Origin of the sequence: Mesorhizobium sangaii, from assembly GCF_014207355.1 — a bacterium.
GTDB classification, from domain to species: Bacteria; Pseudomonadota; Alphaproteobacteria; order Rhizobiales; family Rhizobiaceae; genus Mesorhizobium; species Mesorhizobium sangaii.
In genome coordinates this window covers 334,839-359,908 of the sequence record NZ_JACHEF010000005.1, presented here as the reverse complement: position 1 = coordinate 359,908, position 25,070 = coordinate 334,839, and the positions used below count along the sequence as shown (strand labels likewise).

Sequence of the window (25,070 nt, the reverse complement as noted above, 5' to 3'; positions counted from 1 at the left end):
CTGCTTGACGCGGATGGGGATGATTTGGTGCCTTGCCGGGGAAGAGCAAGGTCACCTTGCGGTCAGCTTGGCTAATCCCCCCGTATGGGGAGATTGCACTCATCGGTCTTCACCGACCTCCCAGCGGTCGGGGGAAGCAACTTTCAGCACGTGACATACCGTTTCCCCTTATTATATGATAAAGGTGCTCCACTAAAACGGAGGCGCCTCCGTTTATTACGTGGGGGCTGACCCGGCCGGGTTCAAGCCCCCGCCACACCGTGGAGAAAAAAATTGGCCGCCGAGCCGTCCGCCATCGCTGAAGAGAAGGCTGAAGAGGCCAAGCCGCTGCGCGCCGATGCGCAGCGCAACCGTGATAGGCTGGTCGAGGTAGCGGCCGCCGTCTTTGCCGAGCGCGGCATCGACGCATCACTGGAGGAGATCGCGCGCCGCGCCGGCGTCGGCATCGGCACGCTTTACCGGCATTTCCCGACCCGCGAGCATCTGGTCGAAGTGGTCTACCGGCGCGAGGCGGAGGCGCTGTGCGCGGCTGCCGGCGAACTCGCCGGAAAATACCCGTCCGATGTCGCGCTGGAACAGTGGATGCAGCGCTTCGTCGACTATATCGCCACCAAGCGCGGCCTGGCGACCAGCCTGCGCATCCTGCTGACCACCAATTCGACGCTGTTTTCCGACACGTCGGGCCGGGTCTCGCAGGCCTTGCGCCAACTGGTCGAGGCGGCGGTGGCCGAAGGCACCATCCGCGGCGACGTCGACGCTTCCGACGTGCTGCATGCGCTTTCGGGCATCTACTCGGCCCCCGACACCCCGCAATGGCGCGACCGCTCACGCCGGCTGGTCTCGCTGCTGATGGACGGATTGCGGTTCGGGGCGAGGAAGAGTTGACCGCGTGGACAGCCTCATCTTGGTGCCGACAAGGTTCGTCAGCGGAGAAGACACCAGCCTGGCCGCCGCCAACAGCCTGGAAGTGCTGCTCAATGAGGCGTATCCGGACGACGAGCTTGTTCAAAGTACCGTTGTAGAGCTTGCGGGCTACAGGCCCGCTCGCGCTGGTTTGTTTCGTTGGCAGGTTGAGGTTCGGCGACACCAGACGAAGGTTAGGACGACCAGGAAATCGGCCCGCAACCTTCGGCTTCATACCAAGACGGCCATTCATGGTGCGCAAACGGTATGCTAGGCGTCATGGCTTGATTCGCTTGTCGTTCACGCTTTCCGAGGCATCCGATGTATGTAGGCCGTTCCTACAAGGTGGTAGATTTCGCTCTCTGGTCGCGGGGCAGTGTCATCTACATGGTGGTGGTGAGCGCATTGGCCGTGGCGGCCTACCGTCTGCCGGGCATCGCCGGGTTTTCGGTGCCATGGTCGGTCGTACTCGTGCTCGGCACCACCGTGTCACTCGTTGCCGGGTTCAAGAATTCACAGGTATTCACCCGCAGCAGTGAAGCGCTGCAAGCCTTCGCGCAAATTACAGCCAGCAGCCGGTTGTGGTCCAATTTCTGCAGGGACTTCAACGACGTGCCGACAGCTAGGCAACTCATCTACCGCCATCTCGCCTGGTTGACGGCCCTGCGGTTCGCCCTGCGGCGGCCGATGCCGTGGGAATCCATGGGGCGGGCGGCCAATGTCGAATTCCGGCGGCGTTACAATATCCAGGAGGATGCGGGCTTGATCGCCGACGAACTGCGTCCGCTGTTGGGCGAACAAGCCGACGACGTCCTGAAGTCGCCTCGTCCGGCGATAGTCCTGCTCGAAATGCAATCGGTCCAGGTCAATGCGTTGTTCAAGGAGGCCAAAATCCCTCCCCAGATCTATGTCGAACTCGTCAAGCTGATCCGCGACTTCCATGATCAGCAGGCCCGGTGCGACCGCATCAAGAACAATCCATATCCCCGGCAATACGCCATAGTCAGTTCCTTGTTCGTCATGATCTTTTGCACCTTGCTGCCATTTGGCGTCGTTCCAGTCTTTGCCGAGATGGGCAAATTGGGCGGCGCACTCGGCCCGATCGCGATCTGGCTCACGATCCCGTTCAGCACGCTTCTGGGGTGGGCATATATGTCTCTCGACCAGGTCGGCGAGAGCAGTGCCAACCCTTTCGAGGGCAACGCCAACGATGTTCCGATCTCGCAAATCTGTCGCGACATCGAGATCGAGCTGCGCACCGGGCTTGGGGAGGTTGACCTCCCCAAGCCATTGCTGCCGGTCAACGATATCGCGACCTAGGCAAGCGTCACCGATGCCCGACACCAGGTGCCGGCGCGACCGCTCGCGACGGCAGGCGACACATAAAAACCTGGCGTGAATGTCACATTGGCGGATATCCCAACTCGTCATGATGTCGGCACCAACAGAAGGAAGCCAATCATGACCGCAAAACTTGATCTCTTCGCCGCTGCCCCCTCGCTGATGAAGGAATGGCAGCGCGCATCCTTCGCCATTTCCTCCAGCCTCGAGCCCAGCCTGGCCGAGCTTGTGAAGATCCGTGCATCCCAGATCAACGGCTGCGCCAACTGCCTCAACATGCACACGGTGTTTGCGCGCGAGGACGGCGAAACCGAGCAGCGCATCTACCTGCTGTCGGCGTGGCGCGAGGCGCCTGGACTGCCCGGCTTCATCACGCTGGAAGCCGATGGCGAACTGCAGACGACCGCACTCGACATCGAGGACGGAAAGATCGCGGCAATCTATGTGGTGCGTAATCCCGACAGGCTCAGGCACCTGCACTAGGTCAGGGAGTTAGCCCTTGGCTTCGACCAAGATCACCAGCGATTCCGGCACCACACCATCGTAGGCCATCGCGTCAGCGGCTTTCTGGCTCTGCATCATCGCAGCAAGCGCGTCCATGTCCGGAACGTCCATCATCACCGCCACGCGTTTCGGATTCTGCGGATCGACGAACGTGCGGATGTTGGTGATCCCAAGGGCGCCGAAAACTTCCTTGCGCTTGGGTGAACTGAGCCAGTGCTTGCTGTCCTTCGTGATGTTGTGATGGCCAATGACGGTTGGCATGGCATCCTCCCCAAGGTGAAGCCGGCGGCCGATATCGCCCGCCTGATGTGCGATCCACCTGTTCAGCCAGTCAGCGCCGTTTCTTCCGGGCTGTCAATTAGCTGTTGCTGATGGATGATCGGCGCGGTTGGGTTGCGGGGTTGCCGCCTTCTGGCCGCTCAAAGTTCGAGGCAGACCTTGCCGAAATGCTGTTGGGATTCGTAGTGCGTGAAGGCGGGAGCGATGTCCTCAAGGGGAAAACGGCGGTCGATGACGGGCTTCAGATGGTTGACCTCTATCGCGCGGATCATATCCTCCTGGTCCGCCCTGCTGCCAATCGAAATCCCGCTGATGCGGATCTGGTTCGAAAACAAGGCCGGGATCGAGACATCAGCCGCAAAGCCGGTGAGGACGCCGATCAGGGCGATGTGGCCGCCCGTCCGGCAGGCCGCTATCGACTGCGTGAGCGTGGCGGGGCCGCCGACCTCGATCACGTGATCGACGCCGCGTCCGTCCGTCAAATCCCTGGCTTTCTGGCCCCAGTCCGGCACGGCCTTGTAGTTGATGACGGCGTCGGCTCCGAGGCGTGTGAGCCTTTCCAGCTTCTGCTCGTCGGAAGACGTGGCGATGACCCTGGCGCCGGCGGCTTTGGCAAATCGCAATGCGAACAGCGATACGCTGCCCGTGCCGAGCACAAGCACGGTGTCGCCGGGTTTCACCTTGCCGCACACAACCAGGCCGCGCCAGGCGGTGACGCCGGTGCAGGTGAGCGTTGCCGCCTCGACATGCGTGTAGCCCAATGGTGCCTTGGTGAAGGCGCGCGCCGGCATGCACACATACTCGCTGGCAAAGCCGTCGAAACTTTCTCCCGGGATGTCGCGCCTGGTGGCAGGCGTCATGTCACCGCCCAGCCACCAGGGGTAGAAGGTGCTGACGACGCTGTCTCCAGCCTTGAACGCATCGACATCGTCGCCGACTTCGATCACCTCGCCCGCGCCATCGGACAGCGGAACGCGGCCGTCGGCGAACGGCATCTTGCCTTGCACGACGAAATCGTCTCGCAGGTTCAGCGAGCAGGCCCGGATCCTGACCAGCACGTCACCCGACGTTGGCTTGGGACGGTCTTCCTCGACCAGTTCGAGGTTGTCCAAGCCACCCGGCGCTCTCAGCCTGACCAGCCTCATTGGCGGACCGGCCGGCCGGACATCACCCTCAGCCAGGGCGCCAGATGGAAGGCACTCATCAGGAGATACATCACCGCCATGCTGGTCAGCGGCGAGGCGTTCGCTGCCATGCACAGCATGGCCACGTCGCCATTCTGAATGCAGGCGAAGAGCGCCATCAGGGCGAAGGTCGGTGCGGCGGCAAGGCACAGCCAGTCGGCGATGCCGAGGGTGGCCGCATTGGTATTTTCAGTGATTGCGCCGTTGGCGCGGGTATGGATATCGCTCATGGTCCTTTTCCCTTGATGGCTGTGCCCACCAGGTCTTGGGTTCCTCGCCCCTGCCAAAGGCGGGGGAGAGGTGGCCGCGAAGCGGCCGGAGAGGGGGCTTTCGTAGGGCGCAGTCCCCCTCTCCGTCTCGGCTTCGCCGAGCCACCTCTCCCGCACTTTGTGGAGGCGAGGAACCCAAGCTGGACAAGCGCCGCCGAGCGCTCTCGCCAATGCCCTATTGCTTGTCCCTGAATGCCGCTTCGCCGGCAGCCGACACTTCGGCCCATTTCTGGTCGGGCGCGGCGTCGTAATTGTCGTGCCAGTTCCACCAGCTGTAGAGCGGGGTCTGCGGATAGCCTTCGGGCGAGTCTTCCCAGATCTCCTGGCGGCCGAGCGGCGTTGCGTCGAGGTAGCTCCACACGGTGCCCATCGCCTCGTCGCCGCGGCTGTTGATGAAATAGGTGCGGAACACACGGTCGCCGTCATGGATGAAGACGTTGTGGCCGTGCCATTCGTCGACGCCGAAGTCTTTGTCGAAGCTGTCGGTGATGGTGTACCAGGGCATCTCCCAGCCCATCCGCTTCTTCAGCCGCGCAATGTCGGCCTGCGGTGCGCGCGAGGCGTAGGCAAGCGTGGTGTTGCGGGCGTTGAGGTGGGCGAGATGGCCGACCTGGTCGGCACCCAGCGAACAGCCGCGGCAAGCATGATCCGGCCAGCCATGGACCCCCGGCTCGAAGAAGGCGCGGTAGACGATCAACTGGCGGCGGCCTTCGAACAAATCGAGCAGGCTCGCCTTGCCATTCGGCCCCTCGAACACATAGGCCTTGTCCACTTCCATCCACGGCATACGCCGGCGCTCGGCGGCCAGCGCGTCCTTGGCGCGCAGCGTCGCCTTCTCCTTCACCAGCAGCTCTTCGCGCGCGGCTTCCCACGCCTGCTGTGAAACGATTGGTGGGGTCTTCATTGCTGTGTGCTTGGTCATGGCTCGTCTCCTTTGTCAGTCTGTCGCGCCGTGGCGGCGTGTCGTTGCTTGCGGATCGTGAGGCAGGGTAGGGCGATGAAGTGCCGCGGTGGGAGTTACAAGTGTGACGGGATTTGAATGGACAGGCCCGCCGCAGCAGGGGTGGCGTCCTGCGCGCTCGACCGTGTCGTTCGTCGCGTGGAGTGGCAGATCGTCGGAGTCAGGCATTTCTGTTTGTCCCTTGTGAGAAGCTTAATATCTTTGCCTGAGATGCTCAGGCTAGTGAATGCCGATATTGGCGTCAACGGTGGCCGCGGCGCCTTCAGCCAGTCCTGATGGCTAGGTCATCATCCAAGTCATTGCCGTTTTCCCTGGTATGCTGCCTGTTGCCGATACGGCTTGCTGGGGGGCGGTCATGACTTAAGTTAGGGTGTGGAGTGCAGCGGTGGGAGTTACAAGTGTGACGGGATTTGAATGGACTCGCTGATCACGGCAGCGGCATTGGCGCTGGCCGCGGGCAATCCGCTCGGCGCGCTGGACCGTGTCGCCTTGCGCGAGGACGCGCCGGCGCTGGCGTTGCGCGGCATTGCGATGGCGCAGCTCGGCGACCTCGACCGCGCCAAGGCGCTGCTGCAGCGGGCCGCACGCGCCTTCGGCCCGAAAGAGGCGGTGGCGCGCGCCAGATGCGTCGTCGCCGAGGCGGAGATCGCACTGGTCTCGCGGGACCTCGGCTGGCCCGCCAAGGCGCTGGACGCGGCGCGAGCGACGCTGGAAAGGCATGGCGATCGGCTGAACGCCGCGCATGCCGGCCACCTCAAGGTGCGGCGCCTGCTGTTGATTGGTCGCCTCGATGAGGCTGAAGACGTGCTGGCCGGGCTCGATCCGGCGCCGCTTCCGCCAGCCTCGAGAGCCGCGCACGAACTGGCCGTCGCCGGCATCGCGATGCGGCGCCTGAAGACAAGGGCTGCGCGCACCGCGTTGGAGTGGGCGCGCCACGCCGCTCGCCGGGCCGGCATCCCGGGGCTGATAGCCGAGGTCGACAACGCCTTCCTGGCGCTGGACGCGCCGGCGGCGCGGCTGATCGCGCGTGGCCAGCAGCGCCCCTTGCTGCTCGAGGAGGTCGAGGCTCTGCAGGCATCGCCGGCGTTGGTCGTCGATGCCTTGCGCTATCTCGTGCGCCAACAGGAAACCATGGTCTCGCTGGCAACGCGCCCGGTGCTGTTTGCGCTGGCGCGCACGCTGGCCGAAGCATGGCCGGCGGACGTGTCGCGGGCGACGCTCATCGCTCAGGCTTTTGGCGGCAGGCACGCCGATGAATCGCATCGGGCGCGATTGCGGGTCGAAATCGGCCGGCTGCGCGCCGAACTGCGCAGGCTTGCCGACATCAATGCCACCAGCCAAGGCTTTGCGCTGGCGCCGCGCCATGCGTCCGAGGTGGTGGTGCTGGCACGGCCGATCGAGGAGCGGCACGCGGCGGTGCTGGCCTTGCTTGCCGATGGTGAATCCTGGGCGAGTTCGGCACTGGCGCTGGCGCTTGGTACCGGCCAGCGCAGCGTGCAGCGGGCGCTGGAGCAACTCGGCGAGGCCGGCAAGGTGCAGTCGTTCGGGCACGGCCGGGCGCGCCGCTGGATGACGCCACCGGTGGCCGGATTCACGACGACCTTGTTACTCCCGGCCCCGCTGCCAAACGGTTAGAGCATGATCCCCGAAAATGCCCGATCATCTCAGTGAGGATAACGACATGAAACATTCAGCGGCCGAAATCCTGCGCGAATACGGACCCTTTCCGGGCGTCGACACCGTGCACGGGGTAAGTTTTGACGGGCGCAACGTCTGGTTTGCCTCCGGTGAGAAACTGAACGCCTTCGATCCGGAGAGCGGGCAGGCGCTGCGCTCGATCGATGTCGCCGCGCACGCTGGCACCGCCTATGACGGCCGGCATTTCTTCCAGCTTGCCGGGGATCGCATCCAGAAGATCGACCCCGACACCGGCAAGGTTCTGGCCTCCATTCCGGCTCCCGGCGGCGGGCGCGACTCCGGGCTCACCTGGGCCGAAGGAACGCTCTGGGTGGGCCAGTACCGGGAGCGCAAGATCCACCAGATCGACCCCGAGACCGGGGCAGTCCTGCGCACCATCGAATCCAACCGCTTCGTCACCGGGGTGACCTGGGTCGACGGCGAACTGTGGCACGCCACCTGGGAAGGCGAGCAGAGCGACCTGCGCCGCGTCGACCCGCAAACCGGCAAGGTTTTGGAGAAGCTCGACATGCCGGCCGGCATGGGCGTCTCGGGGCTGGAATCCGATGGCGGCGAACGCCTGTTCTGCGGCAGCGTATCGGCCGGGGTGGTGAGGGCGGTGCGCCGACCGAGATGAGCTCGCGTCCGGCGAATTTGACCGCTGTCGACGGGTCGTTGCTCCCTGTCGAACCTAGATAGGGCATGCGCCGGGCGGACCGCCCGGATCATATCTTGCAAAGGACCAGCCATGCCTGAACAGATCCCGTTGAACGACGGCTCCGCCATTCCCCAACTCGGCCTTGGCGTGTGGCAAGTCGACCAGGATATCACCGCCCAGGTGGTGGGTTGGGGGATCGAGGCCGGCTATCGTCTGATCGACACCGCCGAGGGCTACCAGAACGAGGAGGGGGTCGGAGAGGCGATCCGCGGCGCCGGCGTGCCGAGAAGCGAGCTGTTCATCACCTCCAAGCTGCGCAACGGCGCGCACCGGCGCGATGCGGCGCTGCGCGCCTTCGACGAGACGATGGAGAAGCTCGGCATCGAACAGCTCGACCTGTTCCTGATCCACTGGCCGGTGCCCGGCCAGGACAAATATGTCGAAGCGTGGAAGACGCTGGTCGAACTCAGGCAGGCCGGCCGCATCAAGTCGATCGGCGTTTCGAATTTCAACCAGGACCATCTGCAGCGGATCATCGGCGAGACCGGCGTGACGCCAGTGGTCAACCAGATCGAGCTGCATCCCCAGTTCCAGCAGCGCGGCGTCAGGGATTTTCATGCCAGCCACGACATTCGCATTGAAAGCTGGAGCCCGCTGGGCAGCGGCCGGCTGCTGGGCGACCCGACCATCGCGGGCATTGCCAGGAAGCATGACAAGTCCGCGGCGCAGACGATCATCCGCTGGCACCTTCAGGAAGGGCTGATCGTCATTCCAAAGTCGATCCGCAGGGATCGCATCGCCGCCAATTTCGACGTCTTCGATTTCGAACTGGATGCGCAGGACCTGCAGACGATCCGGGGCATAGATTCGCCAAACGGCCGCACCGGCCCAAATCCCGCCACGGCGTCGTTCCTGTTCTAAGGGGGAAGCTCTCCCTCTCCCGCAAGGGACAGGGCGCGCCTACCTCAAGACCGCTCGATGGGCTGGGCGCCGGCCAGATAGCGATCGTTGTCAAAGGGCTCGGCTTGATTGCTTTCCAGATCCCAGAGTTGTCGATGGGTCGCCGGGAGATCGCCAAGATAGACATGAAGCGCGCCCGACCGTGCGCTGCCGGGGTTGGCGACCGAGTGCACGGTATGCGGGGGCAGGTGCAGCACGGTGGCGTCCTGCCGTTGCGGAGCATCGAGCTTGCTGGCGGCATCGGGATAGATGAAGTTCGTCTCGCCACCCCTGTAGACGCCGATCAACGCGTCCATCAAATGGTTGTGCGGCGGGTACTGCAGGCCGGGCGACAGCGTGATGTGATAGATCGTCAAATTCCGACTTGCATGCAGAAGCACCTCGTCGTCTTCTTCTTCATGAGCGAGCACCCCCAATGCGTGAAGACGGTTCGTATGGTCGCCCAACACCGCCCTTATTCGTGCGAGTGGATCGGGACTGCCGGCGGCGTTGACGATATCATCGACAGCGGCGTAGAGAGGCGAGCCAACCGGAACAGCCATTGCCAGTTATCCCTTTTGAGATGATCAAATGACCTATCTGAGATGCTCAAGGCTACTCAAAGTCGATGGCCGCGTCAACCGGATCGGCAGAACGGAACAAGCATGACTCCTCGTGATTTGACTGCCGCATCGCCGAAACGGGCACTGTCCACCGGCACGGCCGCGGCGCCGTCGACCGCCGACCTGCTGCGCAGCGAGCAGGCGTATGAGCAGGTGAAGAGCGACATCATCGCCTGCGTGCTGCGCCCCGGTGAAACCCTGACGGAAAAGCAGATTGGCGATCGATATTTGATCAGAAAGGCGACGATCCGCGCGGCGCTGACCCGGCTGATGCAGGAAGGGCTGGTCAGGAGCGAGCCGCGCCGTGGCTATGTCATAACGCCACTGACGCTGCGCGATGTCACCGAGATCTTCGATGTCCGCGGCCTGATCGAGCCGGAAGTGTTCAGGGTGGCTGCGTCGGGCCTCACCGAGCGGGGGCTCGAAGATGTCAGGCAAGCGGCGAGGAAAGTGCTGAAACCTGAGACGCTGCGCAGCCACGTTGCATTCCTGGCGGCGGACCGCGCCTTCCGTCTTGCCTTGGCGGAGCTATCCGGAAATTCACGCCTGGCGCAGCTGCTGGGGCAGATACTCGACCAGTCGGAGAGGGCTCTCCACCTCGGATTCAGGTCGCGCGACTTCACGCAGCTGATCATCGGTCAGCAGAAGGACCTTGTTCATGCCTGCGAGGCAAGCGACGTTTCCGGCATCGTCAAACTAGCCCGCTCGCAGTGCCTCAATCTCAAGAAGCAGGTGCTCGAAGCCCTGCTGGCAGGCGCCAAGCTCCGGGAAGCCAACCTGCAAGACTTCGCTTGATGGGGGATTGGGCTAGGGTTCCGCGTCTTATATCCCCGAGCCGTCGAGCTGCTGGGCGTCGTCGCCCTCCCAGGGGGCCGGCATGGAAGCGCGGCTGAGATTGGCTGTCGGCAGCGGCATCCAGCATTTCAGTTCCGGTTCGGCGTATTCGACAACGCGCCCCGGCGAGGAGTCCGACGCACGCCAGCCTTCGCTGGCGAACTGATCGGCGCGCGACCAATAGGCGAGGTCGACTTCCGCCGGCCCCTGTTCGGACGGGCGAACCGTGACCAGGATGCGGCTGCCATCCCTCGGCGCCGTCGACATGTGGCGCCACCGTTCGGGCTCGTCCATCGCTTTCCTCCTCGCACTTCTAGCGTCCGGGAAGTGTCGCCTCGCGCTCCGGGGCGGTCAACCCAAAGTTTGCGCCAGCGGGCGAGTCTCGACGATGTCGGAACTTGGCGGGATCAGGCGGGGTTGGCGACCGACATATACTGCGAGAGGGAACTTGAAAACGTCGGTCGCCAGGGGGCGGTTGGGACGCACCACGTTGGGGACGCAATGCAAGGTCAGGCTAAGCGGATGCGGCGCGTCTTCAATCGGAACGCCGGCACATGGTGAACAGGTGGTTACTATCCACAGGGTTCCCTTGTTGTCGATGATCCGGAGACGGTCCTTGGCCTGTGCGCAACACGGCGCGGGCGGCCATGCGCGCTCGACGGGCTGTGATCGGGTTGATAAGCCCGTCTGCGAAAGGAGCGCCTGAGTCGAGATGACCGTTGCGATCGAGATGGGACACACGACCGCAGGCGCCGCGGCGACGCTCGATCTCGAGGAGCTGCTGGCGACGCGCCTTTTGGTGCAGGGCAATTCGGGTTCCGGCAAATCGCATCTCTTGCGGCGGCTGCTGGAGCAGAGCGCCCCCTGGGTGCAGCAGACCGTCATAGACCCAGAAGGCGACTTCGTGTCGCTGGGCGACCGTTTCGGCCATCTGGTGATCGATGCCGAGGAGCATACCGAGCGCGGCTTGCAGAGCGCCGGCGAGCGGGCCCGCATCCATCGCGTCTCCACCGTGCTCAATCTCGAGGGGCTCGACGCCGAAAACCAGATGCGGCGGGCCGCCGCCTTCCTCGGCGGGCTGTTCGAGGTCGCCCGCGACCACTGGTATCCGATGCTGGTGGTGGTGGACGAAGCGCAGCTGTTCGCACCGGCGGTGGCCGGCGAGGTTTCGGACGAGGCTCGCAAACTCTCGCTTGGCGCGATGACCAATTTGATGTGCCGTGGCCGCAAACGCGGGCTTGCCGGCATCATCGCCACCCAGCGGCTGGCCAAGCTCGCCAAGAATGTCGCCGCCGAGGCGTCCAATTTCCTCATGGGCCGCACCTTCCTCGATATCGACATGGCACGCGCCGCCGACCTTTTGGGCATGGAGCGACGCCAGGCGGAGGCGTTTCGCGACCTGGAACGCGGCCAGTTCATGGCGCTTGGCCCGGCGCTGTCACGCCGGCCGCTCGGCCTGCGCATCGGCCCGACCGACACCAGTCCGCGCAACGGCACGCCGCGCCTGATGCCGCTGCCGGAATCAGCGCTTGAGGACGCACGCGCCATCATTCTGGCAGCGCCGCCGCCCGAGACCGTGCGGCCGCAGCGCCGGTCGTCGCCGGACTTGCTCGATCAACTGATGGCGGCGAAGTCGGCGGCACTCGAAATCCGCCCCGAGCCGGTGGAGCCGCAAGTCAGCGCCGAGGATCTGGCTGAGCGCCGCGAGCGTGTGGATCGTGTGCTGCGCGCCATTCTGGCGCAGCCCGACGCGGGCTTCCGTGTCATCGGCGTGCTTTATCAGGAGTTCGTGGTGCGCTGCCGCATCGAGGGCCTGGCCTCGGTCGTGCCCGATCTGCCGGAGTTCCGCCGCATGCTGACGCGCGCCCGCGCCGGCCTCGGCTCCGACATGGCAGCAGGGGATGATGCCTGGCAGGACGTCTCGGTGCGCGCCTCGCTGCTGCCCGATGACATGCAGGGCGTGTTCATGATGATCGCCAGGGCGGCGAAGGAGGGCTGGCCTTGCCCGAGCGACGCCGCGATCGCCCGCGCCTATGGCTCCCACTCGTTGCGCCGAGCCCGGCGTCTCCTCACCTATATCGAGGAGCAGGGCCTCATCGTCTGCCAGCTCGACGGGGTAGGCCGCCGCACGGTGACGCTGGTCGAACTCGCCTGGGCAACGGCCCCGGGCGACCCCAATGCCGAGGAGGCGGAGCAGGGGAGCCTGGCCGTGTGAGGGGGGCAGCGTCAGGTTTCCGGCCTGTCGCGAATTTGCGCCAGTGCTAATAGTCGCCGGCAGACGCTGATCACACCTGTCCGGAACGATGTGCTTCATACTTGATGTCTCGGTTTCGAGCGCCGATGTCGTTCAAAAGCCTCCATTTCGCATACGCCCGCTGGCATTTTCCTGGCGGGAGTATGACCGCACCTTAGCGTAGCGAGACGCCAAGATGCGGCCGATCTGGATGAGGTTCAGAAGCACAAAGAGGACATTCCAGCCGACCACGTTCATGAGCGGCGCCGGCTGGCTGTAGAAATACACGGCGAGACAGATTGCTGCTGCAGTCGTCAGCATACGCAGCCGCAAAATATCCAACGTGAAGTAAGCGACCACATACACGATGTTCGCCATGTTTATAAGAATTTCCATTTTCCAATTCCATCTGTTGCGGGCGTTCAAATGCGATCGTGCTTCAGATGCTCTCGAACGGCATACGAGATTGCATCGCGTCGAAGGCCTATGTCTTTCAGGATATGGTCGGGCAGAGCGCGCAAAGCCCTCTCGGTTCTGCGGACCTTCAGCCCAATCGAAACATGCTTGAGGTAGTGAAACATCGTTTTCTCCATTCGGTGGGATTCGCGGCGCTGATATGCGGGTAGGCCGCCTCCAAGCGCCGTTTGTTCATTGCCTATTGGTTGCGTGATGCTGCCCCACGCTGATGACGTGAGGCAGCAACTGGACTCCGTCAGGCGGCCGCTGTCGAAATCGGATCATTTTGAAGGATGACGGTGTCGGCCACCGGGTAGAATTCCTCCCCCGGCATACCGACGCGCTTGGCGTGGTCCCGGATGGCCTCGCCGTCTTTCGCTTCGTAGATGCAGAAGGTGCCGATGCGCCCATCGGGTTCATGCACCACGTAACTGCGGATCCAGCGGACCTGGCCCGGCATCTGTTCCTTGGCGACCTTTGCTGATTTCGCGCCGGCGGCTTCGAGTTCCTGCAGAGATGCCCATGCGCTAGGGCGACGGATGACATAGAGGTTCATGATTTTCCCTTTCGCTATCGCGCCAACTCATCGGCGCTGCTGATTGCCATGCGTGTCTGCATGACAGGGAAAAACTACCTCCTGAGGGGACTGACCGTCCTTATCTCAAGCTTATCCTTGGCTGATCTTCGCCCTGGCTCGGCCGGCAAGACCGCAGCTCATTGCAGCAGGCAAGCGAGCGGCGTTCAGGTGAAGAGCTCTTGCTTGGGACCATCGATGAGCGATTGGTTACGGGGCAAAAGGCTGTGGCGAAGCAGTGCGGCTTCTTGGTCTAGGCGCTGCGATCCCAGGTTACGAGCCGATCTTTCTGCCGCTGTGATCTCTACTTTCGCGCCGCTGACGTCGCCCGAGCCGAGCAGAGCTCTTGCCAACTGCAGGCGAATCCTCGCCGCATGATAATCGACGCCGGCGCTAGTCCAGAGTTGCCGGGCCAACAGCAGAAGGCGATTTTTGTTCGGGTCGTCTGGCTTGCACAGTGCAGCCTTTGTTTCGGCTATCAGCGCCTGTGTCGCCGGTTGTCGCCAGCGTTGTGGCTGTGCATCGATTTCGGCGAGATAGATTGATGCCTGGTTCGAGCGTCCGCCGCGTGCTGCAATGCAGGCTGCATTGACCAACAGGTTTCCACGCCGCTGAAGATGGAACCATGACGTCCCTTGTAAGGCACGGTCAATTGCAGCGAGCGCACCTTCCAAGTCGCCGGTTTCGAACAATAGCAAGGCATTGCCCGGTTCGGCGTCCCAGCCGAGTGCATAGGCCTGATCGTAGTCAGCTCGCGCCGACGCGAGATCGCCGATCATGGCGAAGATATCGCCACGGACCCGAAAGCCCTCGCCAAGCGACCAAGATTCCTCTGCAGAAAGTTTAGGAAGCGCCTCATTTATGCAAGCCAGGGCCTCAGGCAAAATCTGTTGCGCCGCAACCACTTCGGCACGATGAAGGTCACAGGCTCCTGATGTTTGGGCAAAGCTTGCGGTACACCAGCTTTCAAAACCTTCGCTCCACTGGCGAGCACGAGACCAATCGGCGAAAGTCCTGCAGCTCCAGAGGATATTGCAATAGACCAAGCTACCGGTGATCGGGTCCACCTGACTGGACAATGCGATCGCCGCCGCATGGTTTTGCTGCTCGTTGCCCTCCTCGATCTTGCCAAGCGCCAGATTGTAAAATCCCTTGTAGGTCAGGGTCAGGGCTCGCAGGCCAGGGTCGTCGCAATGTTCAGCTATCGAGTGGGCGGCTGAAGCCAATCGAAGCGCTTCCTCAGGGCGGCCGCCTGAGGATGCGAGACGCGACTTCATCCACAGCAGATACGATTCCGTACTCGCGTCTTTAGCCTGAGAAAGAAGCGAAGCAGCACGTTCCAGCCATCCCTCAGCAACGGCAGCCGCTCCCCGTTCGGCCTGGATCTTGGCAAGTGTCACAGCGGATCTGGCAGCGCGCGCCGAATCTCCAGCTTCGATATGAGCAGCAACGGCGCGGGTCAGCACAGGGATCGCCTCGGTCGGTCGCCCTCCGCATTCAACCACCAAGGCCCAAAGATCGATATCCGCCGGAGAGAGCGCTTCAAGATCCGCAAGACCTGCGAAGAGCTTTGCAGCCGCGCTCCAATCGCGTGCCGCCGCTAGTCTGCGGGCCTGCGCAAGGTTGTCGTCCCCACCGAACGTGGCAGGCCGCACGTATCCCAATCCTGGCTCATCGATAGCGAAGCGATAGCCGTGGCGGACGTAGCTGTGTATCGCGTCCTGCAATCCGCCTGCTGCAAGCGCCTTGCGTGTAAGGCTAACCACCCGCTGAAGCGAAGCTTCTGTCACAATGACATCCGGCCAAAGCGCGTCCATCAACTCCTCTTTGGGGACAACTCTGCCTGCGTTGCGAACCAGATACACGAGCAAGTCAAAGACAAGTGGCTGGATTTTCTGCCCGACGCCCTCCAGGGACAGTCTGCGGGCAGCTTCATCAAGTTCGAATTGTCCAAACGAATGGTGCATCGCCGTCTTCCGATGCTGCAGTCTACCTTATCGCTCTCAGATATGGGAGCGGCCCCGTTCTAGTTGACGGCAACCCGACTTAAGCTTGCAGGAAAGACGCCCGTGACTGTCATTCTTGTGGTTCGCCAAGCGTGGTCTTCTGGGTGGGCTTGGCGCTTGGACAATACGAGATCGCCCAGGACAAGCGGCAAATCAGGCCCGCAGCCGCCACATGCGCACGCGACCTGTGCCACGCAATTCCGTTTCCTCGAGTGGGTCGCAAGCGAAATCTGGTCCGAGCAGTGTGTGAGTTGCATCCGAAATACGGATTTCATCGGGCTCGGCGGACGTTTGAATCCGTGAGGCGAGATTGACGGTGTCGCCCCACAGGTCATAGGCAAACCGCTTTTTGCCTATGACGCCGGCGACGATCGGTCCGGAGTGAATGCCAATTCTCAGTCTTAGCGGCACTCCTGCGAAGCGTTCGCGCATACCCGCCTCGCGCAGTTCAAGTGCATAGTGCGCGAGGGCTTCCGCATGATCGGATCGCGCGGCGGGCAGGCCGGCGACCACCATCACACAATCGCCGATCGTCTTGATCTTTTCGCAGCCATATCGTTCCGAGAGCTGATCCGCCACCTTGAAGAAGTAATTCAAGATAGCGAGCGTCGTCACGGCTCCGACGCTGCGCGCTCTTTCCGTAAAACCGACGATGTCGGCAAAAAGCACACTCACCTCTGCGTGGTTGTCCGCAATCTGTTCGTGCGCCTTTAGCCGCTCTGCGATCGACGCCGGAAGAATGTTGAGGAGCAGGGTTTCGGCGCGCTGGTATTCGCGCGACAATCCCTCCTGGCTCTCCCTCAGCGCCTCGTTCGTCGATCGTAATTTCTCGTTGAGTTGACGCTCTCTCTCTTGCAGGAGCGTCATTTCATAAGCCTTCTGTTGAAGTCGCTGCCTGTTGTCGCGTTCGGCCGTGGCGTCAAGAAAGAGCAGCCACACGCAGTCATTGTCAGCAAAAAGATGAAGGTCCGCGACACGCCCGCCGGGCAGTTCGACCATGGCCATGTGAAAGGGAAGCTCCGGACAAGGCAGCAAGCCTTCCATGAATTCAAGCTGATCGGCAACAGGCTTACCAGTGCGAAGTGATGAGAGCCCGTAATGTTTAAGATTGCCGCCCTTCGCAGCTATGCAAAGCTCTGCGTCAATTTTCAGATATGCGACAGAGTGCTCACGATAGAAGAAGTTGAAAATCCAGCTTCTGACTTCTCTTGGCAATCCATGCATGGTCTATTCAGTGACCATCGAAGCAAGCTGACGAAACGCATCATCGACACATTCACCCGAAAGCGCGCTTGTCAGATAGATTTGCCATCCAAGTTGCCTCAGTCCGTCAATGTCACTATCCGGTATTGCCCACCGATCGGCCAGATCGGATTTGTTGAACAGCAACACGAACGGCATAGGCCCGAATTCGGCCTCGACCCGCTCGCGCAGCGTGAGCGCCACGGCAAGAGTGGCGGCGCGGGTTCCATCGACGACAAGCACGAGCCCGGTCGCACCTCGCACATAGCTGACGCGGAATGAGCCGATATCGTCTTCGCCGGCCAAATCCCACAAAATCAGATCCACGGTTTTATCCGGGAGTACGACACTCTTCTTGTCGATTTTCACTCCCACCGTGGTCAAGTAAGTTTCCGAAAAGATGCTTTGCACGAACCTGCGCACCAGGCTCGTCTTTCCGACAGCGAACCCGCCCAACATGCAGATCTTTTTTTGCAACATCGTGGGCCCCGCCCTAGTCCAGGTTTACCGTAACCGAAACCCGGCGATTGGTGGAGCTCCCAGTTTGAATATTTTCAGGCACCAACGGCTCAAACGTGCCCGCGCCCCGAACCAGCAGCAGTTCCGGAGGGACGCCGCGCTTGTTGAGAAGCGCGCGAACTGTCTCGGCGCGGGCGGCGCTGATCGACGCGTTCGCCGTCTCACGGCCAGTGGCGTCCGAATGCCCGGTTAACATGAACCGCGCTGTTACGCCTGATTTGCGGGCATTCTGGGCGAATTCCTTTATTTGATCCGCCAACCTGTCGAGAACCGGCACCTGCTCTGGTCCGGGCACGACTTTGCCGGAAGAGAAGAAGATATCGGTCGTCTGGATGGCTTCTCTCAAATAATTAAGTTCTGCAAGGTTCAGCTCACGCAGCTGCGAGACATCCAGAACCACTCCGTCCGCCGAAAGTTGCTCGGAGGCGGCCTGCGCCCGGGTGATCCAGGCGGCAGGAGCTTCACCCACGACAACGATGCGACCTTGGACGATCGAAACCTGAACCGATTTCGGCGGGGTCAGCGACGCCGTCAGCCGCTTCACCACGAACTTCGGATCAAGGCTCTGATAGAATTGCCACTGTGAATGAACGCGGGCAGGATCAACCTCCGTTCCGGACAGCAGAGCTTGCGGGTCGGCGGCAAGCGGGTCTCTCAGGCCGGAAATGTAGAAATGTCCGCCCCTCTCCGTTTGTTGGGCGACGATGATTCCCGGTTGGGCCTCAAGTCGCGACACATAATACTGCCAGTGCTCTGCCGCGCGTGCTTCGGGGCTCACATCACGAACCTTGGAGATGTCGAATTCCGGTCCACCTGCCGAAAGCTGTCGGGCCGCTGCGCGCGCCTTATCTATCCAAGTGTCGGGAGCCTCACCCTCGGCAACGATGCGATTATTGACGATCGAAAATCGTACTGTATCCGGGGGATACAGCGACGCCGTCAGCCGCTTCACCACGAACTCCGGCTCAAGGCTCTGATAGAATTGCCATTGCGAATGAACCCGGGCGGGATCGATCTGCGCTCCGGACAACAGCGACTGCGGGTCGGCGCCAAGCGGGTCTCTCAGGCCGGCAATATAGAATTGGCCGCCACGGATCTTTTGTTCTGAAACGATGATGCCCGGCTGGGTCTCCAGCCGCGACACATAGGCCTGCCAGCGCTCCGCCTCGCGTGCTTCGGGGCTTACATCGCGGACCCTGGAGATATCGAAGACCGGCCCGCCTGCCGAAAGCTGCTGGGCGGCGGCCTGCGCCCGGCTGATCCAGGTGTCGGAAGCTTCACCCTCGGCAACGATGCGATCATTGACGATCGAAAGCCGTACTGTATCCGGCGGAGCCAGCGACGCCGTCAGCCGCTTCACCACGAACTCCGGCTCGAGGCTCTGATAGAATTGCCACTGCGAATGAACGCGAGCGGGATCGACCTCAGTTCCAGACAGCAGAGCTTGCGGGTCGGCGGCAAGCGGATCTCTCAGGCCGGCAACATAGAATTGACCATCTCGTATCTTTTGTTCTGCAACGATGATGCCCGGCTGGGTCCCCAGTCGCGACACATAGGCCTGCCAGTGCTCCGCCGCACGTGCTTCGGGGCTCACATCACGAACCTTGGAGATATCGAATTCCGGTCCGCCTGCCGAAAGTTGTTGGGCAGCGGCTCGCGCCCGATCTATCCAGGTGTCGGGAGCCTCACCCTCGGCAACGATGCGACCGTTGACGATCGAAAGTCGTACTGTATCCGGCGGCGCCAGCGACGCGGTCAGCCGCTTCAACACGAACTCCGGCTCGAGGCTCTGATAGAATTGCCACTGCGAATGAACGCGAGCGGGATCGACCTGCGTTCCGGACAACAGCGACTGCGGGTCGGTGGCAAGCGGGTCCCTCAGGCCGGCGATATAGAATTGGCCGCCGCGCATCTGATGTTCGGCAACGATGATGCCCGGCTGGGTCTCCAGTCGCGACACATAGGCCTGCCAGCGCTGCCCGGCTTGCCAGGAAAGAAAGAACCAACCGCCTGCCGGTACCAAAACCAGCAGGACTGCAGCCACCACCAGCCACGGAAATCCCTCGTTTGAATCCTCGTGCTTCAGTTCAACACAGGTCCGTAGCTGCGCCTCTACGCCGGTCAACTGCGAACTGTCGCCGTCAAACTGCTCTAGAGCTTCTGAGCTCTGATCGTGGATGCGAAGCAGTACATCGCGAATTATTTCATGTAATTCCTCTGGCGGATTTCCGCGGATCACCGCAACCAAGGTCGCAAACGGTCCAACTTCCGACCAGAGACGAAGCTCCCCAAAACGAATAGTGTCCAGGCCGCTCTGTTCTTTCTCGTTAAATGAATCCTTTACAAAATCTTGAATTGCGCTGAGCATCGAAGAAATTAGTTGGGGGTCTTCGCTCGTTGCGTTGTCGGCAGCCACATGTGTAATCAAAAGCCCGGAATTTCGGTTAATGAGAAAGACATGCTCCACTTGATAGGCGAGGGAATGCTTAAGGACAACTTCTGAGAAGCTCGTTCCTGTTCTCCAGGCTTCAAGTCTCCACTTAAGTCCATGCCAGGTAAATATATGTCTTAAGGATTCATTCAGCGACTGAAAGGTCTGGTCGATCTTCTCGCCGATCGACTTGCGAATAGCCGGCAGAAACACCGGGTACAATATATCTGTCAGCGTGCGCGGGTTCTTCTGGATGGACCGTCGCACGGCCCGCTCGACAACTGGCGCAAAGGCCTCGCCGAGTTGCGCATGAGACGCCGATGCGGCTGCGCTGGGGAGAACGTCCCCCACTGCGGCCGCAAGCTGCTCAGGTTCGTCGAGCAGGTGCGTAACGCGTGAAAGCTCAGAAATTTCGCGGCCGACCAGCAGCTCGCGAAGTGTGTCCATGCGATGATCGGCGGCTGGAACGTCGAAATGCGCATGATTGTCCGGATCAACGTTCCGGGCAATTTCGACCAACAGCCTAGCCAGAGCCTCGCGATCAATCTCGGTATCGTTCGAAGCTGTACTTTGAGGAAGGCTGACTGGGTCGACGGTCGACGTCAAATTCCGATCAACTCACTTTCCAGCTGCGTTCCGAGTTGTTCTTGTTACCGACGGGGTCCTGATTCAGACATTTTGCAACCTCGACAAACAGGCCAGCCAAAAGATTTCGGTCGGTCTTGACGTTGCTGAGATCGGAGAACATTTTCTCCATGATCATCTGAACGGTTTCATTCTTTTGCTTGATTTCCTCACGCAGCGAATGATCATTTCGATTCATCCGATCCGCAACGTCGCGCTCAAGTTCGCTCAATTGATCCGACAATGCGCGCACCTGCTTTTCAAGTGCCTGATTTTGCTCGCGAAGATTCCGGTCAATCTCCTTGTCGGCCTCGGCTCGCGCGTCTTTTTCGTTCCGCAATTGCGCCGCAAGCGATTCGACCTGCTTCTTTGCATTTGACTCGTACATTTCGAGATTGCGCTTGGCCTCGGATTCGACATCCTTGAAGCGCTGCAAGAACCGTTCTTCAAGCTTGGAAAAACGGCGGTCATAGTCCTGCATCTGGTTGCCGAACAGCAGATCGCGTATCTTGTCGACACCGACCGCGTCGCCGGAGCCTCCGCCCTCGCGAGCTTGGGCCGCCGCCATGAAGTTCAACCCGTTTCCCTCTGTATTACCTATCAGATTTCCCTCCGCCTTAACTGCTGAAGAAGCGGCATTCGCAGATTCCTTGGCCATCTTTTTGCCCCAATTGCCACAGTGCAAAACTCGGAAACAGATAAATATGTCAGCAAATTAGCCAGGCTGCAAGCTGGAATCTTCCTAGCTTAAGCCGATCCCATCGTCCCTTTTTCACCTCTTGGACCAGCAACAAATTCACGAGTTCCGATTGGCGTCACTCCTGTATTTCTTTGTAGCGGCGACCAAAGCCGGCTAAGCCAATCGCCCGTGGGGCGAAATCTACTTGCCAAGGGAGTGAGACAAAGTCGGCTATAGCTGCTAGAGCGAAAATAAGCTTCCAAGATTCTTTCGATTCATCGAAGCTCGCTGACCTGTCGGCGCACATACTGCCTCACATCCTGCTGTATACTGAGACCATCGGCTTGCGATGCCCGCCCAAAGCTAGAAGGGAGGTCTTCTTTCGGGACGGAGAATAGCTGTTCGAGAATGCCGGTGACAGTGACCGTTGTCGGCGCAAAGCTGCCTCTTGCCTCTGTGGCCGAAACGCGGCGCGGCGCGGACGTTCGTTTTCGCGGCCGCCCCCTACCTTTCCTCCACAATCCGCAGATACGCCGCCGTCACGAACAGCACGATCAGCCCGAACAAGATCCGCCTGGCCCCTTCCGGCATTTGCAGGATGGTCAGCAACGTCGTCAGCACGGTGAGGATCAGGGCGCCGATGATGGTGCCGGTGTAACCGCCGCGGCCGCCGAAGATCGAGGTGCCGCCGATCACGGCTGCCGCCACCGAAGGCAGCACCAGCGGTTCGGCGAGCGACAAGGAAGGGGCCTTGATCAGGCCGATATAGAGTAGGCCGGTGATGCCGGCGAGCACGCTCGAGATGACGTAGAGCGCGGTGATGACCTGCCAGTATTGCACACCGGAGAGGCGGGTCGCGCGCTCATTGTCGCCGACGGCGTAGAGCAGGCGGCCGAAGCCGGTGCGGCTCAAGGTGAAGACGATGAGCGCGGCCAGCGGCACGAACAGCAGCAGGGCGTTGGGCACGCCATATGTCAGGCCGGTGCCGAGCCAGGCGAGGAAGTCGGGGATCCTGGCGCCCGACGCGATCACCGTGCGCTGGTAGACCTGCAGGCAGCCGGTGCCGATCAGGCTGGTGCCGAGCGTCATGATCAGCGGGTGGACGCGGAAGACGCCGACGCCGATGCCGTTGACGAGGCCGATCAGAACCGCCGGCATCATCGCCAGCAGGAAGGCCACCGCCGGGTCCTGGTTGACGACTTGCGTCGCCATGATGAAGGCGCTCATCGTCGCCACCGTGCCGATCGACAGGTCGATGCCGCCGGTCAGCATGGTCATGGTCTGGCAGCCGGCGAGGATCGCCAGCGGTATGGCGAACTTTATCGTATTGGCGATCCAGCGCTCGTTGACGATGCCGGGGCGCAGTATCTGCAGGATCACCACCAGGATGATGAGCAGGATGATCAGCGGGATCAGCGGCCGGTCGGCCATGAAGCGCTTTACGCGGCGGCCGAAGGGGACAGGTTGGATCGCGGTTGTGCTCATGGTCGTGCTCGCGACTGGCTTCGCCCGATGTTGGTTCGGTTGACAGGAGGGGATAGTGCTCCACGGCGCCCCATTTCATGCCCACTCATGACTGTCGGCTCCGCATGGTGATGAAGGCGCCGAACATCACCACGGCGACCATGATGGCGCCTTCGATGATGGCGGTGAGGTTGGGGTCGATTGCAAGCAGCGTCAGATCGGTGCGCACCAGCCGCAGCACGAAGACGGCGACGATTGGGCCGAGCAGGCCGCCTTTGCCGCCGCCGAGTGCGACGCCGCCGAGCACCACCGCCGCGACGCTGGCGAGCAGATAAGGGCCGGGAATGGGCGCGCCAATGCCGGTGCTCATGGTCAGCGCCAGCCCGCCAAAAGCGGCGAACAGGCCCGACAGCGCATAGGCGATGATGCGGGTGCGTGCTACCGGCACGCCGCTTCGGAACGCCGCGAGCTCGCTCGAGCCGATGGCGTAGATGGAGAGGCCGAGGCGTGAGCGCCTGAGCGGTATCCAGATGATGCAGAGGCAGACGATGAGCAGCAGCAGCGCCTTGGGAAGCCAGGCATCGATGCCGTCGGGCAGGCCGGGTATCGGAACTGTGCCCGAGATCAACGCCTTCAGCCAATCGGCCGCAGCACCGCCGGGCGCATCGAGCACCAAAAGGGCAGCGCCTTGCAGCACGAACAAGGTGGCCAGGGTGACGACGATGTCTGGCACGCGGGTGATGACGATCAGCATTCCGTTGATGGCGCCGAGCACGAACCCCATGGCGAGCACGAAGGGCACCACGAACAGCGCGTATTCCTCCGAGGCGCCTGACATCATCGAGGCGGCGGTGACGCTGGTCAGCGCCATCATGGCGGCGACCGACAGGTCGATGCCGCCGGCGATGACGACGACGGTCTGGGCGGCGACGGCAAAGGCGTAAGGCAGCACGGCGCGCACCAGTGAGCCGAAATCGCCGCTGCCATAGGCCGGCTGGATCAGTCGTGTGATGATGAACAGGACGACGAAGAGGACGAACAGGCCGGCGACCCAGCCCTGACGGCGCAGGAAATGGCTCATGGCGTCGCCCCTGGCGAAGTCGAAGCCGATGAACTCGCGCTCTCCGGGGAAGAACAATGGGGGTCGGCCAGGATGCCGATGTCGGCCTTGGCGCCGCGCGGCAGGCCGTAGGCGGCGCGCATCAGCGCCGGCTCGTCGGCCTCCTCGACCGGGAAGATGTCGACGACGCGGCCGCCGAAGATGACGATGACGCGGTCGCAGACACGCTGCACCTCCTCCAGTTCGGAGGTGTAGAACAGCACCGACTTGCCGTGGCCGGCGACCTCGCGCAGCAGTTTGTAGATCTCCTGCTTGGTGCCGACATCGATGCCGCGCGTCGGGTCGAAGCACAGCAGGGTCCGCGTGTCGGCGGCGACCCAGCGGGCGATGGTCACCTTCTGCTGGTTGCCGCCGGACAAGCGCTGGACTTCCCCTTGCGCGCGGGTGTCGATCTGCAGCCGCTCGATGGCGCTGACCACTTTGGCGCGCTCCTGGCGCATGGCAATTGGCCCCCAGTTGCGCAAAGCGGCACTGAAGGGCAGCGCGATGTTCTCGCGCACCGAGCGCTGCATGGCGAGCGCCTCGGCGCGGTCGCCCGGCACATAGGCGAGGCCGGCGCGGATAGCGTCGATCGGGTGGGAGAATTTCGCCGGCTGGCCGTCGACCTCGATGGTGCCTCCCGAGGGCCGGATCGAGCCGGCAAGGGCGGCGAACAGCTCGTCCTGGCCCTGGCCTTCGAGCGCGACGACGCCCGCGACCTCGCCATCGGCGAGATCGAAGGAGACATCGTTGAGCTTGGTGCCGACGCGCAGGTTGTGCACGGAGAGCCGCGGGCGGGCAGGGGCGGGCACAGCCTTTTGGGCAGCGCTGCGGGCGGCGACATGGGTCTTGACGATGCGAGTGCCGAGCATCAGCTCGACGATCTTTTCCTCGACGCCGGGCACGATGTCGACGACGCCGACGGTCTCGCCGTCGCGCAACACGGTGGCGCGGTCGCACAGCGCCGAGATCTCGACGAAGCGGTGCGAGATGAAGATCACCGCGCGGCCGCTGTCGCCCTGGCGGCGCACGACTTCCAGCACCTTTTCGGCAAGGTTGGCGGGCAGCGCCGCCGTCATCTCGTCAAGCAGCAGCACGTCGGGCTCGACGGCCAGCGCCCGCGCGAGGTCAAGCACGCGCAGCACGGCGAGCGGAATGTCGCGGGCGGTGTCGCGGATATCGAGATCAGGAATGCCGAGTTCGCGCACCCAGGCGCGGAACGGCTCGACCGGCGTGCTGGTCAGCCTGAGATTGGACAGCACGTCGAGATCGGGGATCAGCGACGGCTCCTGGTAGACGGGCAAAAGGCCGGCGCGACGCGCGGCGGCGGGCGAGCGTATGTCGCGGGCCTCGCCACGGATCAGGATGCGCCCGGCATTGGCAGGAATAGCGCCGGTCAGGATCTTCACCAGCGTCGACTTGCCAGCGCCATTGGCGCCCATCAGCGCGTGCACCTCGCCCGGCAGCACCGACAGCGATGCGTTGCGCAGCGCGGCAACGGCGCCGTAATTCTTGGCGACGCCGGTGGCATCGAGGAGCGGGTTGCTGGTCAAATTGGGTTGTTCTCGGGT

26 protein-coding genes are annotated in these 25,070 nt (G+C 62.3%); 9 read left to right on the top strand and 17 right to left on the bottom strand.

Going from position 1 to position 25,070, the window contains the following annotated elements; translation table 11 throughout:
- The first annotated feature begins 273 nt into the window (after positions 1–273).
- The 4 genes from HNQ71_RS24555 to HNQ71_RS35020 all read left to right on the top strand — a co-directional run bounded on the left by HNQ71_RS24555 (position 274) and on the right by HNQ71_RS35020 (position 2,727).
- Positions 274–885: a TetR/AcrR family transcriptional regulator gene (locus tag HNQ71_RS24555; protein WP_184875274.1), complete on the top strand. Its 612-nt coding sequence runs from the start codon at positions 274–276 to the stop codon at positions 883–885.
- Between the two features lie 4 nt (positions 886–889).
- Positions 890–1,177, top strand: a complete 288-nt coding sequence (locus HNQ71_RS24550; protein ID WP_184875273.1) for a hypothetical protein — start codon at positions 890–892, stop codon at positions 1,175–1,177.
- Between the two features lie 113 nt (positions 1,178–1,290).
- Complete coding sequence (locus HNQ71_RS24545; RefSeq protein ID WP_246461988.1) at positions 1,291–2,223, top strand: bestrophin family protein; 933 nt, start codon at positions 1,291–1,293, stop codon at positions 2,221–2,223.
- 141 nt (positions 2,224–2,364) lie between these two features.
- Positions 2,365–2,727 (top strand): carboxymuconolactone decarboxylase family protein, encoded by a 363-nt coding sequence (locus HNQ71_RS35020; protein WP_343068232.1) that lies wholly within the window; start codon positions 2,365–2,367, stop codon positions 2,725–2,727.
- A gap of 9 nt (positions 2,728–2,736) precedes the next feature.
- On the opposite strand, the gene HNQ71_RS24535 is transcribed toward HNQ71_RS35020, so the two are convergent.
- The 4 genes from HNQ71_RS24535 to HNQ71_RS24520 all read right to left on the bottom strand — a co-directional run bounded on the left by HNQ71_RS24535 (position 2,737) and on the right by HNQ71_RS24520 (position 5,402).
- Entirely contained in the window at positions 2,737–3,009 is a 273-nt protein-coding gene (locus HNQ71_RS24535) for a hypothetical protein (protein ID WP_184875271.1), read from the bottom strand.
- Between the two features lie 158 nt (positions 3,010–3,167).
- The gene (locus HNQ71_RS24530) at positions 3,168–4,172 is read right to left on the bottom strand and encodes a zinc-dependent alcohol dehydrogenase family protein (RefSeq protein WP_184875270.1); all 1,005 of its coding nucleotides are present in this window, start codon (positions 4,170–4,172) and stop codon (positions 3,168–3,170) included.
- On the bottom strand, positions 4,169–4,441 hold the full coding sequence (locus HNQ71_RS24525) for a hypothetical protein (RefSeq protein ID WP_184875269.1): 273 nt from the start codon (positions 4,439–4,441) through the stop codon (positions 4,169–4,171). The genes HNQ71_RS24530 and HNQ71_RS24525 overlap by 4 nt, the downstream gene beginning before the upstream one ends.
- A gap of 214 nt (positions 4,442–4,655) precedes the next feature.
- On the bottom strand, positions 4,656–5,402 hold the full coding sequence (locus tag HNQ71_RS24520; protein ID WP_184875268.1) for a DUF899 domain-containing protein: 747 nt from the start codon (positions 5,400–5,402) through the stop codon (positions 4,656–4,658).
- A gap of 453 nt (positions 5,403–5,855) precedes the next feature.
- Here HNQ71_RS24520 and HNQ71_RS24515 point away from each other — a divergent pair, with 453 nt between their 5' ends.
- The 3 genes from HNQ71_RS24515 (at position 5,856) to HNQ71_RS24505 (ending at position 8,697) form a co-directional block, all read left to right on the top strand.
- A complete protein-coding gene (locus HNQ71_RS24515) occupies positions 5,856–7,076 on the top strand; it encodes a helix-turn-helix domain-containing protein (protein WP_184875267.1) in 1,221 nt (406 codons plus the stop codon).
- Positions 7,077–7,122: 46 nt separating this feature from the next.
- Positions 7,123–7,755, top strand: coding sequence for a Vgb family protein (locus HNQ71_RS24510; protein ID WP_184875266.1), 633 nt, complete (start codon positions 7,123–7,125; stop codon positions 7,753–7,755).
- Positions 7,756–7,866: 111 nt separating this feature from the next.
- Entirely contained in the window at positions 7,867–8,697 is an 831-nt protein-coding gene (locus HNQ71_RS24505) for an aldo/keto reductase (protein WP_184875265.1), read from the top strand.
- A 44-nt stretch (positions 8,698–8,741) separates the two neighbouring features.
- On the opposite strand, the gene HNQ71_RS24500 is transcribed toward HNQ71_RS24505, so the two are convergent.
- Positions 8,742–9,278 carry an autotransporter gene (locus HNQ71_RS24500; protein ID WP_184875264.1) on the bottom strand — a complete coding sequence of 179 codons (537 nt, stop codon included), beginning with the start codon at positions 9,276–9,278 and terminating at the stop codon, positions 8,742–8,744.
- A 102-nt stretch (positions 9,279–9,380) separates the two neighbouring features.
- On the opposite strand from HNQ71_RS24500, the gene HNQ71_RS24495 reads away from it, so the two are divergent.
- The gene (locus tag HNQ71_RS24495; RefSeq protein ID WP_184875263.1) at positions 9,381–10,133 is read left to right on the top strand and encodes a GntR family transcriptional regulator; all 753 of its coding nucleotides are present in this window, start codon (positions 9,381–9,383) and stop codon (positions 10,131–10,133) included.
- 27 nt (positions 10,134–10,160) lie between these two features.
- Here the strand turns inward: HNQ71_RS24495 and HNQ71_RS24490 are convergent, their stop codons facing one another.
- Positions 10,161–10,466 (bottom strand): hypothetical protein, encoded by a 306-nt coding sequence (locus tag HNQ71_RS24490; protein ID WP_095091288.1) that lies wholly within the window; start codon positions 10,464–10,466, stop codon positions 10,161–10,163.
- Positions 10,467–10,884: 418 nt separating this feature from the next.
- Here HNQ71_RS24490 and HNQ71_RS24485 point away from each other — a divergent pair, with 418 nt between their 5' ends.
- Positions 10,885–12,387: a helicase HerA domain-containing protein gene (locus tag HNQ71_RS24485; RefSeq protein WP_184875262.1), complete on the top strand. Its 1,503-nt coding sequence runs from the start codon at positions 10,885–10,887 to the stop codon at positions 12,385–12,387.
- Positions 12,388–12,519: 132 nt separating this feature from the next.
- Here HNQ71_RS24485 and HNQ71_RS24480 read toward each other — a convergent pair whose 3' ends face one another.
- The 11 genes from HNQ71_RS24480 to HNQ71_RS24430 form a co-directional block, all read right to left on the bottom strand.
- Positions 12,520–12,801, bottom strand: a complete 282-nt coding sequence (locus HNQ71_RS24480) for a hypothetical protein (protein WP_184875261.1) — start codon at positions 12,799–12,801, stop codon at positions 12,520–12,522.
- A 26-nt stretch (positions 12,802–12,827) separates the two neighbouring features.
- Entirely contained in the window at positions 12,828–12,986 is a 159-nt protein-coding gene (locus HNQ71_RS35875) for a DUF1127 domain-containing protein (RefSeq protein ID WP_425492268.1), read from the bottom strand.
- 131 nt (positions 12,987–13,117) lie between these two features.
- A complete protein-coding gene (locus HNQ71_RS24470) occupies positions 13,118–13,417 on the bottom strand; it encodes a DUF4242 domain-containing protein (RefSeq protein ID WP_184875259.1) in 300 nt (99 codons plus the stop codon).
- Between the two features lie 185 nt (positions 13,418–13,602).
- A complete protein-coding gene (locus tag HNQ71_RS24465; RefSeq protein ID WP_184875258.1) occupies positions 13,603–15,402 on the bottom strand; it encodes a winged helix-turn-helix domain-containing protein in 1,800 nt (599 codons plus the stop codon).
- Between the two features lie 192 nt (positions 15,403–15,594).
- Positions 15,595–16,665, bottom strand: a complete 1,071-nt coding sequence (locus HNQ71_RS24460) for an adenylate/guanylate cyclase domain-containing protein (protein ID WP_184875257.1) — start codon at positions 16,663–16,665, stop codon at positions 15,595–15,597.
- A 3-nt stretch (positions 16,666–16,668) separates the two neighbouring features.
- On the bottom strand, positions 16,669–17,163 hold the full coding sequence (locus tag HNQ71_RS24455; protein WP_184875256.1) for a Rab family GTPase: 495 nt from the start codon (positions 17,161–17,163) through the stop codon (positions 16,669–16,671).
- Between the two features lie 13 nt (positions 17,164–17,176).
- Entirely contained in the window at positions 17,177–20,152 is a 2,976-nt protein-coding gene (locus HNQ71_RS24450; RefSeq protein ID WP_246461986.1) for an OmpA family protein, read from the bottom strand.
- A gap of 94 nt (positions 20,153–20,246) precedes the next feature.
- Positions 20,247–20,915: a hypothetical protein gene (locus HNQ71_RS24445; RefSeq protein ID WP_184875254.1), complete on the bottom strand. Its 669-nt coding sequence runs from the start codon at positions 20,913–20,915 to the stop codon at positions 20,247–20,249.
- Positions 20,916–21,440: 525 nt separating this feature from the next.
- Positions 21,441–22,421 carry an ABC transporter permease gene (locus HNQ71_RS24440; protein WP_184875253.1) on the bottom strand — a complete coding sequence of 327 codons (981 nt, stop codon included), beginning with the start codon at positions 22,419–22,421 and terminating at the stop codon, positions 21,441–21,443.
- Positions 22,422–22,506: 85 nt separating this feature from the next.
- Entirely contained in the window at positions 22,507–23,481 is a 975-nt protein-coding gene (locus HNQ71_RS24435) for an ABC transporter permease (RefSeq protein ID WP_184875252.1), read from the bottom strand.
- Entirely contained in the window at positions 23,478–25,052 is a 1,575-nt protein-coding gene (locus HNQ71_RS24430) for a sugar ABC transporter ATP-binding protein (RefSeq protein ID WP_184875251.1), read from the bottom strand. The genes HNQ71_RS24435 and HNQ71_RS24430 overlap by 4 nt, the downstream gene beginning before the upstream one ends.
- Positions 25,053–25,070 lie beyond the last annotated feature (18 nt).

Excerpts from the sequence above, each read along its gene's own strand:
- HNQ71_RS24515 (WP_184875267.1), top strand. The coding sequence starts at position 5,856 with ATGGACTCGCTGATCACGGCAGCGGCATTGGCGCTGGCCGCGGGCAAT.
- HNQ71_RS24480 (WP_184875261.1), bottom strand. The coding sequence starts at position 12,801 with ATGGAAATTCTTATAAACATGGCGAACATCGTGTATGTGGTCGCTTAC.
- HNQ71_RS24465 (WP_184875258.1), bottom strand. The coding sequence starts at position 15,402 with ATGCACCATTCGTTTGGACAATTCGAACTTGATGAAGCTGCCCGCAGA.
- HNQ71_RS24435 (WP_184875252.1), bottom strand. The coding sequence starts at position 23,481 with ATGAGCCATTTCCTGCGCCGTCAGGGCTGGGTCGCCGGCCTGTTCGTC.
- HNQ71_RS24495 (WP_184875263.1), top strand. The coding sequence starts at position 9,381 with ATGACTCCTCGTGATTTGACTGCCGCATCGCCGAAACGGGCACTGTCC.
- HNQ71_RS35875 (WP_425492268.1), bottom strand. The coding sequence starts at position 12,986 with ATGTTTCACTACCTCAAGCATGTTTCGATTGGGCTGAAGGTCCGCAGA.
- HNQ71_RS35020 (WP_343068232.1), top strand. The coding sequence starts at position 2,365 with ATGACCGCAAAACTTGATCTCTTCGCCGCTGCCCCCTCGCTGATGAAG.
- HNQ71_RS24490 (WP_095091288.1), bottom strand. The coding sequence starts at position 10,466 with ATGGACGAGCCCGAACGGTGGCGCCACATGTCGACGGCGCCGAGGGAT.
- HNQ71_RS24520 (WP_184875268.1), bottom strand. The coding sequence starts at position 5,402 with ATGACCAAGCACACAGCAATGAAGACCCCACCAATCGTTTCACAGCAG.
- HNQ71_RS24505 (WP_184875265.1), top strand. The coding sequence starts at position 7,867 with ATGCCTGAACAGATCCCGTTGAACGACGGCTCCGCCATTCCCCAACTC.
- HNQ71_RS24460 (WP_184875257.1), bottom strand. The coding sequence starts at position 16,665 with ATGCATGGATTGCCAAGAGAAGTCAGAAGCTGGATTTTCAACTTCTTC.
- HNQ71_RS24530 (WP_184875270.1), bottom strand. The coding sequence starts at position 4,172 with ATGAGGCTGGTCAGGCTGAGAGCGCCGGGTGGCTTGGACAACCTCGAA.
- HNQ71_RS24545 (WP_246461988.1), top strand. The coding sequence starts at position 1,291 with ATGGTGGTGGTGAGCGCATTGGCCGTGGCGGCCTACCGTCTGCCGGGC.
- HNQ71_RS24470 (WP_184875259.1), bottom strand. The coding sequence starts at position 13,417 with ATGAACCTCTATGTCATCCGTCGCCCTAGCGCATGGGCATCTCTGCAG.
- HNQ71_RS24500 (WP_184875264.1), bottom strand. The coding sequence starts at position 9,278 with ATGGCTGTTCCGGTTGGCTCGCCTCTCTACGCCGCTGTCGATGATATC.
- HNQ71_RS24485 (WP_184875262.1), top strand. The coding sequence starts at position 10,885 with ATGACCGTTGCGATCGAGATGGGACACACGACCGCAGGCGCCGCGGCG.
- HNQ71_RS24535 (WP_184875271.1), bottom strand. The coding sequence starts at position 3,009 with ATGCCAACCGTCATTGGCCATCACAACATCACGAAGGACAGCAAGCAC.
- HNQ71_RS24455 (WP_184875256.1), bottom strand. The coding sequence starts at position 17,163 with ATGTTGCAAAAAAAGATCTGCATGTTGGGCGGGTTCGCTGTCGGAAAG.
- HNQ71_RS24510 (WP_184875266.1), top strand. The coding sequence starts at position 7,123 with ATGAAACATTCAGCGGCCGAAATCCTGCGCGAATACGGACCCTTTCCG.
- HNQ71_RS24525 (WP_184875269.1), bottom strand. The coding sequence starts at position 4,441 with ATGAGCGATATCCATACCCGCGCCAACGGCGCAATCACTGAAAATACC.
- HNQ71_RS24440 (WP_184875253.1), bottom strand. The coding sequence starts at position 22,421 with ATGAGCACAACCGCGATCCAACCTGTCCCCTTCGGCCGCCGCGTAAAG.
- HNQ71_RS24445 (WP_184875254.1), bottom strand. The coding sequence starts at position 20,915 with ATGGCCAAGGAATCTGCGAATGCCGCTTCTTCAGCAGTTAAGGCGGAG.